The following is a 12,892-nucleotide window of genomic DNA, read 5'->3' as shown; positions in this document are numbered from 1 at the left end:
ACGGGACGAGGTTCCATGCGAAGTGTGGCAATTTCGGGACGGATCCCACATGCTCACCTGGCTTCTAAATCTGACTTACCTTTCCTTGATTGCCGCCCTTTCTCCGTATTTGCTATGGGCAGCGTTCACGAAGGGAAAGTATCGCGAAGGCTTCGCTCAGAAGTTCCTGGGACGCGTTCCTTCGCGTCCTGAAGATTCGCCGCAGCACCTCTGGTTGCACGCGGTCAGCGTGGGCGAAGTCAACTTGCTGGCTCCCCTGATCGCGGAGCTTCAGAAGCAACATGCCGACACCACGTTTCATATCACCACGACCACCAAGGCTGGCTTTGACCTTGCCTTGACCAAGTACGCCGACCACACGGTCAGCTATGCTCCGCTCGATTTCTCTTGGGCGGTAGACCAAGCGTATCGTCGAATTCAACCCGACGCGGTTCTTTTGGTCGAACTTGAGATGTGGCCAAACCTGATTCGATTCGCCAACCGTCACGGCGCCAAGATCGCCGTCGTGAATGGTCGCCTGAGCGAGAAAAGCCTTCGCGGCTATCGCAAGCTTTCGTGGCTCGTCCGCCCCCTCCTGAAACAGCTCGACTGGATCGGAGCTCAGGATCAATCGTATGCCCTGCGGTTCTGCGAACTGGGAGCCGATGTCGATCGCGTCCAGGTCACCGGCTCGATCAAGTTCGATGGCATCACGCCCGACCGCAACAATCCCCAGACCAATCAGTTTCGGGAACTGGCCGGGCTTGGCCCTTGCGACCTCGTCTGGCTGGCCGGCAGCACCCAGAATAGCGAAGAGCCGACAATCCTTCAGGCCTATCAAACGGCCCGGCAGCAGGTCCCTAACCTGAAGCTGCTTTTGGTTCCGCGGCACCCCCATCGCTTCGATGAAGTCGCCCAGTTCCTGGAAACGAGCGGCGAGCCCTTCGCCCGCCGCAGCCAACTTTCTGCCCCTGCCCCGCACGAAACTTCGATCCTGCTGGTCGACAGCGTGGGGGAACTTTCGGCCTGGTGGGGTTTGGCCGATATTGCGTTCGTCGGTGGTAGTTTAGGCAATCGAGGCGGTCAGAACATGATCGAGCCGGCGGCCTACGGAGCGGCCGTCGCGGTTGGCCCCAACACCTGGAACTTCAAAGATGTCGCCGAGCGGCTTCGTACGGCCGAAGCACTGACCGTGGTCGAAGACGCCCAGTCGTTGGCATCGTTTGTCGTAAAGGCAGCGACAGACGAAGGTTGGCGTCACAACCAAGGGGCCCGGGCCCGCGATGTGGTCCTCGCGCAACAAGGCGCAACCGAGCGAACCGTGCAAGGCTTGATGCCTTTGCTCGAGCGTCCGACGATCGTCAAATTTCGCACGGCAGCTTAGTCGTTGGCCTCGCCAGAACGACTGTAACCACACCTCCCACCAGGAACTGGTCTCACCCGCGGGAAATTGCTTTCCTGTAAGCAGATTTCAGCGTATTTACCCGGTTGTTCGCTATCTTCTCTTGTCCCTATAATGCCCTATTCGCCAATGGTCTGAGACGAAGTGTTGGCGTATCCATTCCTCCCCGCGCAGCAGCGCTGCCCTGTATCTCAGGAGAATTTATCGGTGGCTTCCGGAAAGTATTTGTTCACTAGCGAATCGGTCAGCATGGGTCACCCAGACAAGATGGCCGATCAGATTTCGGACGGCATCTTGGACGCTTTGCTCGCTCAAGACCCTTACAGCCGCGTGGCCTGCGAAACGATGGTCACCACCGGTGTGGCAATTGTTGCTGGTGAAATCACCACCCAGGCTCGTATCGACTATCAGGACGTCATCCGCCAGGTCATTCGTGACATCGGTTACACCAGCGACGACATGGGCTTCAATGCTGATACGTGTGCCGTCATGGTGACCCTGGACCGTCAAAGCCCAGACATCGCTCAAGGTGTGAACGATGACTCGGCCAAGGGGAAGGAAATTGGCGCTGGCGACCAGGGCCTGATGTTTGGCTACGCTTGTAACCACACTCCGGAACTGATGCCGCTGCCGGTCGCTCTGTCGCACCGTATCCTCAATCGCTTGACCGAAGCACGCCAGAACGGCGAAGTCAACTGGCTTCGTCCTGACAGCAAGAGCCAGGTCACCGTCGAATTCGATGGCGATCGCCCGGTCGGTATTCACACCGTCGTTGTTTCGACCCAGCACTCGGCCGATGTCGACAACGCCACGATCCGCGATTTCGTCATCGAAAAGGTTGTTAAGCCTTGCTTGCCAGAAGAATTTCTGGACGACGACATCGTCTATCACATCAACCCAACCGGCAAGTTCGTCGTTGGTGGCCCCATGGGCGACTGCGGCCTGACTGGTCGTAAGATCATCGTCGACACCTACGGCGGTTGGGGCCGTCACGGCGGTGGTGCTTTCAGTGGCAAGGACTCGACCAAGGTCGACCGCAGTGCCGCCTACATGGGCCGGTACGTTGCCAAGAATATCGTCGCTGCCGGACTGGCCGAACGCTGCGAAGTTCAGTTGGCTTACGCCATCGGCGTGACCGATCCGGTCAGCGTCCATATCGATACCTTCGGTACCGGTAAGGTCGACGACGAAAAGATTGCCGAGATCGTCAAGGAAACCTTCCCGCTCAGCCCTGGCGGCATCATCGAATACCTCGACCTGCGTCGTCCGATCTTCCGCGCTACCGCGGCAGGTGGTCACTTCGGTCGCGATGAATTCCCATGGGAAGCAACCGACAAAGCGGAAGAGCTGGCAAAGCTGGCAGGCGTCACCGTTTCGGCTTAGTACTATCCGTAGCCGATTCCGCATTGCGAGAATTTGGGGTTCCTGTCACACTTCGCGACAGGAACCCTTTTTTTGCGCATTGCAGCAGGAAATTTCGGCATGGAACGCCACAACACGCCCGTTTCGCCCGAGCTTCGTGGGATTTGCCTTTCGCTGGCAGTCGGTGGTACCGCCTTGCTAGCCACCGTTTCGCTGGTCGCTTGTGGCATTCGTTTGTCGACCGAAGGGGCGGGCTTTCTATCGAGCGGCCCTGCCCTGGCAATTACCTTGCTGACCGCAGCATGGTGTGCTTCGATCCGCGCCGCCTGGCTGGTCGCGGCCCCGAAAGACCTGGGCGACAAGTTCCATGCCCTCATCGCAGTCGCTCCGTTTTGCTGTGCGATCTTGTTGGCTCGCTCGGTGACCTTCCAACCCATCACGGCTTACGCCACCTTCCTGCTTTGGTTCGCCGCGCTCGCCCAAGAGGGCATCACGCTATCGCTGTTTGTTTCGACGCTCTATGGCGACAAGATCTCGCCTTGGCTCCAAGCAGCAACCGAGAAGCTGCAAACGAAAACAGAAACCATCGCGGAAGAAGCCCCGGCAGCAATCGAACCTGGCATGGAACCAACGCCAGAACCAGCAACCCCGATCCTGCACGTTGCTTCAATGGAAGCGGACGAGCCCGTCGAAGAAGCTTTGGAAGAAGAATCGCTCGACCTGCCACTCAACGTCACCCAACGTCTGACGCGCGGGGTCGAGTTCGGCCAGGAACAGATCCATGGCCTCGTTCGGGCAACCTTCACGCCTGGGCAACGCCATGCCTATTTGCATGTCGGCTTCTGCCCTCCTCTGCCGGCGGTGCCTCATGTCGAACTGCATCAACTGGAAGGCCCCGAGGTTCAGATCAAGCCAGGTCAGGTTCTTTCCAATGGCGTTCGCTTCGACCTGAAGCTACGCGACGCCTCGACCGTCGAAGCCCTTCCCGTGTTCGAATTCATGGCGTTCTGCCCGATCGATGCGGAAAAGAAGATGCGTGAAGCCTGCTAGCCACGCGGCAGTTTCCTATCGCGGTTGATTCCGCAGCATCGCTTTGCGCCGCAGGTCTTTTTGCTCGAGATGAATCGCAGCGAACACCAGCATCCCCAGCACTGCCGGAACGAGCAGTGCCGGATTGCTGACATAGCACGCGAAACCAAACGCCGCGACGCCCTGAGCCAGCCCCAGAATACGTCCCCAAAAGGGATAGGCAGCTCCCGGCTCTCGCAGGCCAATGCCTACCAGCAGCATCAGAAATCCACAGACGCATAACGCGACGTAGGTTCCCTGAACAATGGCGGCGCGGGTCGGATCAACCGGCCGGTACGAGACCGCAATGATCTGACGAATCACCGAGATCATGAGCACCGACGCGATGATCTGAAACAGTCCGATCGCATAGCAGATGATGGTCCCAAGAAAGATGTGCCCTTCCGGAAAGCTCGCCGCCGTTCTCTTGCGCTTCAGTACAGGCCGAACTCGGATCTGTAGATTCAGCGGCTTAGGCTCATCGACCAGCACGGCCGGAACAAGTTCGGATTCGTGAATCGATTCCGCGTCGTCATTCATGCACCACCTCCCTTCCCGCAGCCGGCCGGCATCAGAAAGGCTCGTCGTTATCGAAACATACGAGCGTTGTCCGAGTTCAACAAAACGATCAGCGTGAAGATCGCGTAGCCGCCATATACCAGACAGATCGGGCTCATCCCGACCAGGCTCACGACCCCAAAGAACGCCGCGATCACCGCCAGAACGATCGATAAGATGCGTCCCCATTCTCGGCGACACTGCACACCGTAGCCCGCCAAGATCACCGGCAAACCAAGCAGGGCGGTGACGACGCCAAAGGCGATCACAAAGACGGTGATTAACCCCATCGCCGCTTTGCCTTCGGCATTGAAGTTGGGGTCTTCATTGGCGACGGAAATCATCATTTGCGAAAAGCCGGCCCCGAAGATAATCGTGCACGCACCACACGCAAGCTGAAGTCCACCGAAAACATAGTTGATAATGGCGACCGCCAGAATTAAACCAGAGTTTCCTTCGCCCGGCGGGCGATGCATTTGTTGGGATGCCGTGGGCGACTTGAACGGATCGTCATTGACCTGAGACACGATCGAATTCCTGCGAATGGGTGAGGAGGGAGCCAGGCACGAGGTGGCCGCGATTCTATCATGTCGTTCGTCTACCATCCATTCATATTGATTTCATATGGCATTTCACGAATTTTCCACGAAGAATTTCGCGATGTCGGCCACTTAGGGCAGTTTCGGCGCGTGATGTGCCCTGCGTCCCTTGTAAGTCTTTGCACGTTTCCAATAATGACGTGCAGCCCTAAAACATGTCTCGCGAACATGCGATAGAAGCCCAACGAATCTCGGAGAGCAACATGGCGTCGCAACAGGAACTGATCGATCAACTCAACGCCGCTGGCCAGACTGAAATGGCCCAGTATCTGGCAGTATGCGATGAAGGGACCGCGGCGAAGCTGGCTTCCCAGCTTCAGCAAGTCGACCTTCAAGAGCTGCCGGAACTTGCCAGTGGTGGCGATAACGCCGAATCGCCGCGCGACTACACCAAGCTTCATCCCCCGAAAGCCGTTCGCCTGAAGGACCAGGACACTGCGAAACTGGCCGAGGCCCGGGAAGTGGGGGAGAAACTTCTCAGCGAAGGCAAAGTCGCGGCCCTGCTGGTCGCCGGCGGTCAAGGATCCCGACTCGGTTTCGAGCACCCGAAGGGGATGTTCCCGATTGGTCCCGTTTCTGGCAAGACGCTGTTTCAGATTCACCTGGAAAAGATCGTTGCCCGCAGCCGCCGTTATGGCAAACCGATTCCGCTGTACCTGATGACCAGCCCGGCGACGCACGAAGAAACGATCGAGTTTCTCGAGCAGCACGACCGCTTCGGCCTGCCCAAGGAAGACCTGCACATCTTCTGCCAGGGAACGATGCCAGCGATCGACTTGGAAACCAAGCAGCTTCTGCTGGCCGAGCCAGACGCCTTGGCCCTCAGCCCGGACGGACACGGCGGCATGCTCGCCGCATTGGTAAAGAGCGGCTGCCTGTCCGACATGAAACAGCGCGGCATCGAACAGATCTATTACTTTCAGGTCGACAATCCCCTGGCCGATGTGGGCGAACCAGAATTCCTTGGTCTGCATCATCTGGCCGAGAGCGAAATGTCGACGCAGGTTGTCTCGAAGAAGCTGCCTGAAGAAAAGCTCGGCATCCTGGCTGAACTTGATGGTCAACTGCAACTGGTCGAGTACAGCGAACTCCCCGCCGAGCAAGCAGCGGAAACGATCGAAGATGGCACGTTGAAGCATTGGGCCGGCAACATTGCCGTGCATGGCGTGAAGACGTCGTTCCTGGAACGAATGTCGACCTTGGCCGGTAGCTTGCCGTGGCACAAGGCGATCAAGAAGGTCCCGTTTGTCAGCCCGGCCGGCGACGTCGTTTCGCCAACGGAACCGAATGCGATCAAGTTCGAGCGATTCATCTTCGACCTGCTTCCCCAAGCCAAGGCACCGATGGTCGTCGAAGTCGATCCGGCTCAACGGTTTGCCCCGGTGAAGAATGCCGACGGTGCCCCTTCCGACACACCACAGGCCGCCAAAGAAGCTTTGTGTGCTGTTTATCGCGGATGGCTGACCGAATGCGGCGTCGATTGCCCAGCCGACCGCCAGGTCGAAATCAGCCCGCTGGCCGCATTGGATGCTGGCCAATTGAAAGCGAAACTCGTCGCCCAGCCAGAGTTGGCACAAGCGAATCTCATCGAAGCGTAAGGAACGCATCATGCTGCACGCAATTGTGATGGCCGGAGGATCCGGCACGCGATTCTGGCCTGCCAGTCGCAACGCTCAACCGAAACAGCTTCTCCGCATGACCGGAGAAGCGTCGATGATCCAGGCCACCTGCTCGCGCATGGGGGACCTCGTAAGTCCGGAGCGGCTTTACATTTTCACGGCTCAGCATTTGGTCGAACCGATCGCGGAACAACTGCCGCAGATCCCTGCCAATTCGATCGTGGGGGAACCTTACAAACGCGACACCGCGCCCTGCATCGGCCTGGCCGCGCTGCTGGTTCAAAAGAATGACCCCGACGCGACGATGGTCGTAATGCCATCCGACCACGTTATCTCGCCCGAATCGGTCTACCGCGAAGCGATTCAGGCCGCCGCCAACCTGGTGGAAGCCGATCCTGAAACGATCGTCACCTTTGGCATCACGCCGACCTACGCGGCGGAAACATTCGGCTACATCGAGCGAGGCAAGCCGCTGGACGCCACCGGCATCAAGGCCTTTGAGGTCGCCCGCTTCCGTGAAAAGCCGAAGGGAGAAGTCGCCCAGGAATACTTCGACTCTGGCAACTTCTACTGGAACGCAGGGATCTTCATCTGGAAGGCCAAGACGTTTCTCGATGCCCTCAAGCAGCACGAACCAGAAATGCTTGGCCACCTGCAGAAGATCGCCGATGCCTGGGGCACACCGCAGCAAGCGGAAGTGTTCGATCAGGAATTCGAGGCGATTAAAGGCAAGTCGATCGACTACGCCGTGATGGAACATCACGAGAAGATCGTCGTTGTCGAAGCTCCCTTCAACTGGGATGACGTTGGCAACTGGCAAAGCATGGCCCGTCTGCATGGGCAAGACGAAGCAGGCAACACGCACCTGGGCGAGGTGCTGGCGATCGACTCGAACGGGTGCATTGTTCGGGGTGAAGATGGCCACCTGATCGTGACGCTGGGAACCGACGAGTTGATTATTGTCCATACTCCGGACGCAACCTTGGTTGCCGACAAGTCGCGGGAAGAAGACATCCGCGAGGTGGTCAAAAAGCTTCAGTCGGGGGAACTGCGGCGTTACCTGTAACGTCGATCACGCATGAGCAACCAGCTTCCCTCGATTCCGGACAAAGGACGCATCGCCGCGGTCGACTACGGCACGGTTCGGATTGGTATTGCCATTACCGATCCAGAACGAGTCTTATCGAGTCCACTGGAAAACTACAACCGCCGCAGTCCTTCTAAAGACGCTCAGTACTTCAAGGAACTTGCCGAGCTAGAACGGGTCGTCATGTTCGTTGTCGGCTTGCCGGTGCACATGAGCGGCGACGAAAGCCAGAAGTCGTTCGAGGCTCGGCAGTTTGGCAAGTGGCTCTTCGAGACGACCGGCGTGCCGGTGACCTTCTACGACGAACGCTTCACCACGAGCATGGCCAAAGACTTGCTGCAGGGAGCAGGCCTGACGAAGAAACGGCGCAAGGCTCGCCTCGACATGCTTTCGGCCCAGATCCTTCTTACCGCATTCCTGGAAAACCCTGAGCGAGCCCTCGGCAGCGTCTCAGGCTTGGAAGATTAATGGAATCCATGAGCATTGGCAAATTTCTGTTGGTAATCGTGACGATGCTCTCGCCGTTCCTGCTGATCGGGATTCCGATTTGGGTATTGTGGGTCGGCATCGATAACATCGGCCTGGGCACTTTACGAAAGTGCTTCCAGGGAATCGATCTGCATGAATCGCCCCAACCGGGCGACGTGACCTTTACCTACCACACCTATCGCGGCATTTTGGTCTGGTCGATTCAGGAAGAACACACCATCTGGGCCGAGCCCGTCGAAGCCCGCAAACTGCTCGGACGTCTACTTCGCTTCAACCTGACGATGGGCATGCTCGGGACCGGCATGGTCTTTATTCCGCTGCTGGCCATCGGTAACTACCTTGCCCAAAGAAGATCGATTGCGAAGCAAGAGAGAGCCCTCGATCGCTCTGAAAGCTCTTAGGGAGTAGCAATTACTTCGCTGGCGACAATGCCGCGACCGAATAGCTGGTCATCACGCCGACCGGCAAGTGAACCTCATTCCCTTTTCGCACTGCCTCGGCTTCGATGCGTTCAATCGCCCGATCGAACTGCCTCAGGTCGGATGCCATCAGAATCGCTCCGCCGGGCTGAACGAGGATCAAGTAGCCGTCGCCGCTGGGGTTCGGTTTCCAGAACGTGACCCACATACAGCAAACAGGATTGCGTTTGCATTCGTATTGCGTTGCCAGCGGCGTACCGAGAGCCTTCTGCAAGCGCACGAAACGCTCTTCCAAATCAAGCTCTTGTTTCTGATCGGTCGCGATGCCGTATGACCAGCGGCAGAGCGACTCATCCGCCAGGCAACTTGCCGACAAAAGCAAAACGAGAACCGGCGTTAAGCAGATGCGATGCATGAGAAGACTCCTGGGGATGAGGTTGAGAGTCCTCTTATTGTCCGGCGAAGAACCGCTAGAAGCAACGCATTTGACCGGAGCGTGTGCTACACATCCCCTTCGCTCGGCACGAAGTCTTTTCCGCTTCGTGAGGCGAGGATTACCAGTAGCAAGCCGAGCCCCATGATCGCTGCCGAGAACGCAAACGGGGCGAGGATGTTAAGCTTCAGTAGCGGAATGCCCAGTGCCGATCCAACGATGCGAGCCAACGAATTTACGCTTTGCCCCAGACCGAGGATGCCACCTTGCTTGCCTGGATCGCTCCGGCGCGAGATGAACGAGTTGATCGAGGGCATCATAAAACCAAAGCCGGCGACCACCACGGCCAAAGCCCCTAGCAACATACCGACCGATTGGTACTGCGTCGCTTTCAAAATCAGCAGCATGCCGACGATCATCAGCACACACCCAAACGACGCGAGAACGCCTTCGCTGATTCGACCAGCTACGCGGCGAACGATGCCACCTTGGACCAAGGCCAGCGTGAAGCCGATATAGGCATAGGTCAAACAGACCTGACCAAACGTAAACTGAAACGGTTGCGATTCGCGTTCGCGACCTTTCAGCAGCATCGAAAGTGTTGTCTCGAAATTAGCGAACGAGAACACCACCACAAACAACGCGACCAGCAGTAGCATGATCGATGGGACCGACAACGCATCCCGCAGACCTGCTACCGACAGATTCTGCTTGACCGCCGAAGGACTGTGCGACGAGCGGCTTTCTGGCAACTTGAAGTATGCCAACATCAACGCGACAAATGACAAGCCGGCAGCGGCATAGCCTGGCCAAGGACCTGGGTCGCCAGTTCCGCTGGGCACAGCCAGGTAACCAAACAGCGGTCCAAAGGTGAACCCCAGTCCAAACGCCATCCCAATCAAAGCCATCCCCTTGGGACGTTCTTCCAGGGTGGTCGTATCCGCGATGTAGGCCTGGGCGGTCGAGATGGTCGCCCCGGCAATCCCGGCACCGATTCGCGAGATAAACAAGACCGTCAGCGACTGCATGACCGTTCCGATACCGAACAACGTATAAAATACGACGCTGCCGAGCAGACCAATCATGAGCACCGGGCGGCGACCGATTCGGTCGGAGAGCCTTCCCCAGAGGGGAGCGAAGATGAACTGCATGGCCGAGAAGCTGGCCATCAGCATCCCGATAATCCATCCAGCCTCGTCGACGACAAACTGGTCGGCGTAAATTGGCAACAACGGTAGAACCATGCCGAAGCCCAACAAGTCGATAAAGACTGTCAGGAACACAATTCCACGGGCCGCCTTGTTGGCAGGCGAGCTTTGAGTCGTGGCATCGGAAGACGACATGCAGTTCTCCGGTAGGGCGAAAGCTGGGGGATGGAAACTTCCTATTTTAGCCCGAATTCCGGTTACCGTGTTAGGCGGGTATGGTCCCTGGAAATGCCCGGGTGGTTTCGGCCAGAGAGACGCTCTAAGATTCAACTATGCAAAAGAATACCCCTCAACAACGCGAATCCTTTCGCTGCGATAGTCCCGAGAATCTCGCCGAGTTTCAGTTGGCCAGATTGAACGAAATGCTCGCCGCGATTCTGCCTCATAATGCGTTTTACGCTGAGAAATTCGCTGATGTGAAGCTGCCGCTCACCTCGCTCGATCAGCTTGCGAACCTGCCGTTTACCTTCAAAGACGAACTGATCGGCAGCCACGAAAATGGCGACCTGGCGAACAACCGAACCTACGGCATCGAACAATATGTCCGGTTCCATCGCACCAGCGGCACCCGGGGACGTCCGATGGTGGTTCTCGATACCGAGGAGGACTGGCAATGGTGGCTCGATGCGTGGCAGTACGTGATCGATGCGGCGGAGATCAATAGCTCGGACCGCTGCTTCTTCGCGTTCAGCTTCGGACCATTCATCGGCTTTTGGAGCGCCTTCGATGCGGTCACCAAACGGGGCTGCCTGGCGATCCCCAGTGGGGGCCTCAGCACGATCAGCCGGCTGGAACTGATCCAGCACAACCAGGCGACCGTCGTCTTTTGTACGCCGACCTATGCCTTGCACATGGCGGAAGTCGCCCAGCAAAACCACATCAACCTGGCCGAACTGGGCGTGCGTCGCCTGGTGCTGGCGGGCGAACCAGGGGGCTCGATTCCCGAGATTCGCGAGCGTATTGAAACGGCCTGGAACGCCAAGGTGATCGACCATAGCGGGGCGACCGAAGTCGGACCGTGGGGCTTCTCGAACGCCAATCAAACCGGTGTCTGCATTAACGAAGCCTTCTTCCTGCCCGAGTTCATCTCGCTGGATACCGGCACCGCAGCCGGAGAAGGGGAACTATCGGAGTTGATCCTGACGACGCTGGGGCGTTACGGCTCGCCTGTGATTCGTTACCGCACCGGCGATCTGGTTCGTCCGAGTTGGAATAACGCTGGCCCTTGCAACTTCGTGCTGCTGGAAGGTGGCGTACTGGGGCGTACCGACGACATGCTAATCATTCGAGGCGTGAACGTTTTCCCAACTTCGATCGAACAGATCCTCCGCAGCTTCCCAGAAGTGGTCGAGTATCGCCTGACCGCTGTGAAACGCGGGGCGATGGACGCCATTTCGGTCGAAGTTGAAGACCGCAAGCAAGAGCCAGAACGGATCGCCCAGGAACTTCACTTGCGGCTTGGCTTAAAGGTCGAAGTGACACTGGTCGAATCGGGAAGTTTGCCTCGCTTTGAAGGCAAGGGCCGACGATTTATCGATTCGCGAAAGGGCTAAAACATTGAGCGCACACCCCACTGCCTTGGCCCTGCTACCGGATGGCCGTCTGAAGATCGACTGGAGCGACGACACGAAGCGAGTTTATCGCCCGCGTGACCTGCGTGACTCAAGCCCCGACGCGTTAACGCGTGAAAAGCACTCCGCCCAGTCCAGCAAACCGACCAACGAACTGACCGTTCTCAGCCCGGAAGAGATGGCACCGATATCGATCAAAGGGATGAATCCGGTCGGGCACTACGCCTACCAGATTGTTTTCAGCGATGGGCATGACTCGGGCATTTTCACGTTCGAGTATCTCTATGAACTGGGCGAGCCCTATGCCGACTAGCGGCGAGCCAAGCAGGCAGCCTTAGAAGTCGGGATCGACGTTCAAATCCAAGTAGAAGTCGTGCTGGAACGAGTCGACGAAGTCGCCATGCACATAGACCTGCATGCAAACCGACAGCAGCATGAACGCCCCGACGACCAGCAGGAAGATCCCGTAAGGATTGATGGTCTGCCGTGCGTGTTGACGGGCAGCCTGAACCAGCGAGAGCTCTAGCTGACGCCAACCGCCCAGGTCCTGGCGAGGCCCAACCGATTTGATCAAAACGTTGCGCGTGCCGTAGTCTTCTTCCATGATCAGATGCAATTGCAAGCTCGGCAGGAACAAGGTCTCGCCAGCCCAACGAGCCGTCGGATCGAGCCCATCGGCTACTTCCCGCAGCAGTGGTCGCATGTTCTTGATCGTGGTGTTGTAAACAACGATCCGTGGTCGCCGAATCAGATTGAAGAACGTAACCATCAGGAAGTAAAGAAACAGCATCATCGGCCAGGCATACGCGCCGTAATAACTGGCCGACCAACTGGGCATCATCAATGCCAGGGGACCAATCATTGCCAAACCACTCAGACCAATCGCTAAAGCCAGCGTATCCCGGCCGCCAGAAGTGATGAATGGGCCGCGGCGTAGATTGATGAACCCGATTAACGCGAGATATGCCGCCAATGGGCAGATTGCGATTGCTAATCGAACCGGGTCACTCGTTAAATCGCCAGCCATGCTCGGTTCCCCAAAGAGTCGTTACGTGCGGACTCATTCTAGGTTGGGCAGGCGCGTGAGGTCAATTGACC

14 protein-coding genes are annotated in these 12,892 nt (G+C 57.6%); 9 read left to right on the top strand and 5 right to left on the bottom strand.

Annotated features, from left to right (window positions below; genetic code table 11):
* The first annotated feature begins 49 nt into the window (after positions 1 to 49).
* The 3 genes from AB1L30_RS03270 (at position 50) to AB1L30_RS03260 (ending at position 3,793) form a co-directional block, all read left to right on the top strand.
* Positions 50 to 1,363, top strand: coding sequence for a 3-deoxy-D-manno-octulosonic acid transferase (locus AB1L30_RS03270; protein ID WP_367011935.1), 1,314 nt, complete (start codon positions 50 to 52; stop codon positions 1,361 to 1,363).
* A 225-nt stretch (positions 1,364 to 1,588) separates the two neighbouring features.
* Complete coding sequence (gene metK / locus AB1L30_RS03265) at positions 1,589 to 2,764, top strand: methionine adenosyltransferase (RefSeq protein WP_367011934.1); 1,176 nt, start codon at positions 1,589 to 1,591, stop codon at positions 2,762 to 2,764.
* A 99-nt stretch (positions 2,765 to 2,863) separates the two neighbouring features.
* Positions 2,864 to 3,793, top strand: coding sequence for a hypothetical protein (locus AB1L30_RS03260; RefSeq protein ID WP_367011932.1), 930 nt, complete (start codon positions 2,864 to 2,866; stop codon positions 3,791 to 3,793).
* 15 nt (positions 3,794 to 3,808) lie between these two features.
* Here AB1L30_RS03260 and AB1L30_RS03255 read toward each other — a convergent pair whose 3' ends face one another.
* Both AB1L30_RS03255 and AB1L30_RS03250 read right to left on the bottom strand, forming a co-directional pair.
* Positions 3,809 to 4,351 (bottom strand): hypothetical protein, encoded by a 543-nt coding sequence (locus AB1L30_RS03255; protein WP_367011930.1) that lies wholly within the window; start codon positions 4,349 to 4,351, stop codon positions 3,809 to 3,811.
* Between the two features lie 47 nt (positions 4,352 to 4,398).
* Complete coding sequence (locus tag AB1L30_RS03250; RefSeq protein ID WP_367011929.1) at positions 4,399 to 4,896, bottom strand: hypothetical protein; 498 nt, start codon at positions 4,894 to 4,896, stop codon at positions 4,399 to 4,401.
* 227 nt (positions 4,897 to 5,123) lie between these two features.
* On the opposite strand from AB1L30_RS03250, the gene AB1L30_RS03245 reads away from it, so the two are divergent.
* Genes AB1L30_RS03245 through AB1L30_RS03230 form a run of 4 tightly spaced genes read left to right on the top strand, consistent with a single transcriptional unit; the run spans position 5,124 to position 8,564 of the window.
* Positions 5,124 to 6,566, top strand: a complete 1,443-nt coding sequence (locus AB1L30_RS03245; RefSeq protein WP_367011928.1) for a UDPGP type 1 family protein — start codon at positions 5,124 to 5,126, stop codon at positions 6,564 to 6,566.
* Between the two features lie 10 nt (positions 6,567 to 6,576).
* A complete protein-coding gene (locus tag AB1L30_RS03240; RefSeq protein WP_367011927.1) occupies positions 6,577 to 7,653 on the top strand; it encodes a mannose-1-phosphate guanylyltransferase in 1,077 nt (358 codons plus the stop codon).
* A 12-nt stretch (positions 7,654 to 7,665) separates the two neighbouring features.
* Positions 7,666 to 8,142: a Holliday junction resolvase RuvX gene (gene ruvX / locus AB1L30_RS03235; protein WP_345087285.1), complete on the top strand. Its 477-nt coding sequence runs from the start codon at positions 7,666 to 7,668 to the stop codon at positions 8,140 to 8,142.
* An 8-nt stretch (positions 8,143 to 8,150) separates the two neighbouring features.
* A complete protein-coding gene (locus AB1L30_RS03230) occupies positions 8,151 to 8,564 on the top strand; it encodes a hypothetical protein (protein WP_367011926.1) in 414 nt (137 codons plus the stop codon).
* A 10-nt stretch (positions 8,565 to 8,574) separates the two neighbouring features.
* On the opposite strand, the gene AB1L30_RS03225 is transcribed toward AB1L30_RS03230, so the two are convergent.
* Positions 8,575 to 8,997 carry a hypothetical protein gene (locus tag AB1L30_RS03225; protein WP_367011925.1) on the bottom strand — a complete coding sequence of 141 codons (423 nt, stop codon included), beginning with the start codon at positions 8,995 to 8,997 and terminating at the stop codon, positions 8,575 to 8,577.
* 86 nt (positions 8,998 to 9,083) lie between these two features.
* The gene (locus tag AB1L30_RS03220; protein WP_367011924.1) at positions 9,084 to 10,358 is read right to left on the bottom strand and encodes an MFS transporter; all 1,275 of its coding nucleotides are present in this window, start codon (positions 10,356 to 10,358) and stop codon (positions 9,084 to 9,086) included.
* A 137-nt stretch (positions 10,359 to 10,495) separates the two neighbouring features.
* Between AB1L30_RS03220 and AB1L30_RS03215 the strand changes: the two genes are divergently transcribed.
* Together AB1L30_RS03215 and AB1L30_RS03210 are read left to right on the top strand one after the other, a co-directional pair.
* A complete protein-coding gene (locus tag AB1L30_RS03215) occupies positions 10,496 to 11,776 on the top strand; it encodes an AMP-binding protein (RefSeq protein WP_367011922.1) in 1,281 nt (426 codons plus the stop codon).
* Between the two features lie 4 nt (positions 11,777 to 11,780).
* The gene (locus AB1L30_RS03210; protein ID WP_367011921.1) at positions 11,781 to 12,107 is read left to right on the top strand and encodes a DUF971 domain-containing protein; all 327 of its coding nucleotides are present in this window, start codon (positions 11,781 to 11,783) and stop codon (positions 12,105 to 12,107) included.
* A 21-nt stretch (positions 12,108 to 12,128) separates the two neighbouring features.
* Here AB1L30_RS03210 and AB1L30_RS03205 read toward each other — a convergent pair whose 3' ends face one another.
* The gene (locus tag AB1L30_RS03205; protein ID WP_367011920.1) at positions 12,129 to 12,821 is read right to left on the bottom strand and encodes a hypothetical protein; all 693 of its coding nucleotides are present in this window, start codon (positions 12,819 to 12,821) and stop codon (positions 12,129 to 12,131) included.
* Positions 12,822 to 12,892: the final 71 nt, after the last annotated feature.

Origin of the sequence: Bremerella sp. JC817, from assembly GCF_040718835.1 — a bacterium.
GTDB lineage: Bacteria > Planctomycetota > Planctomycetia > Pirellulales > Pirellulaceae > Bremerella.
Note: the sequence above shows the minus strand (reverse complement) of the source record. Positions and strands in the feature narration are given on the sequence as shown.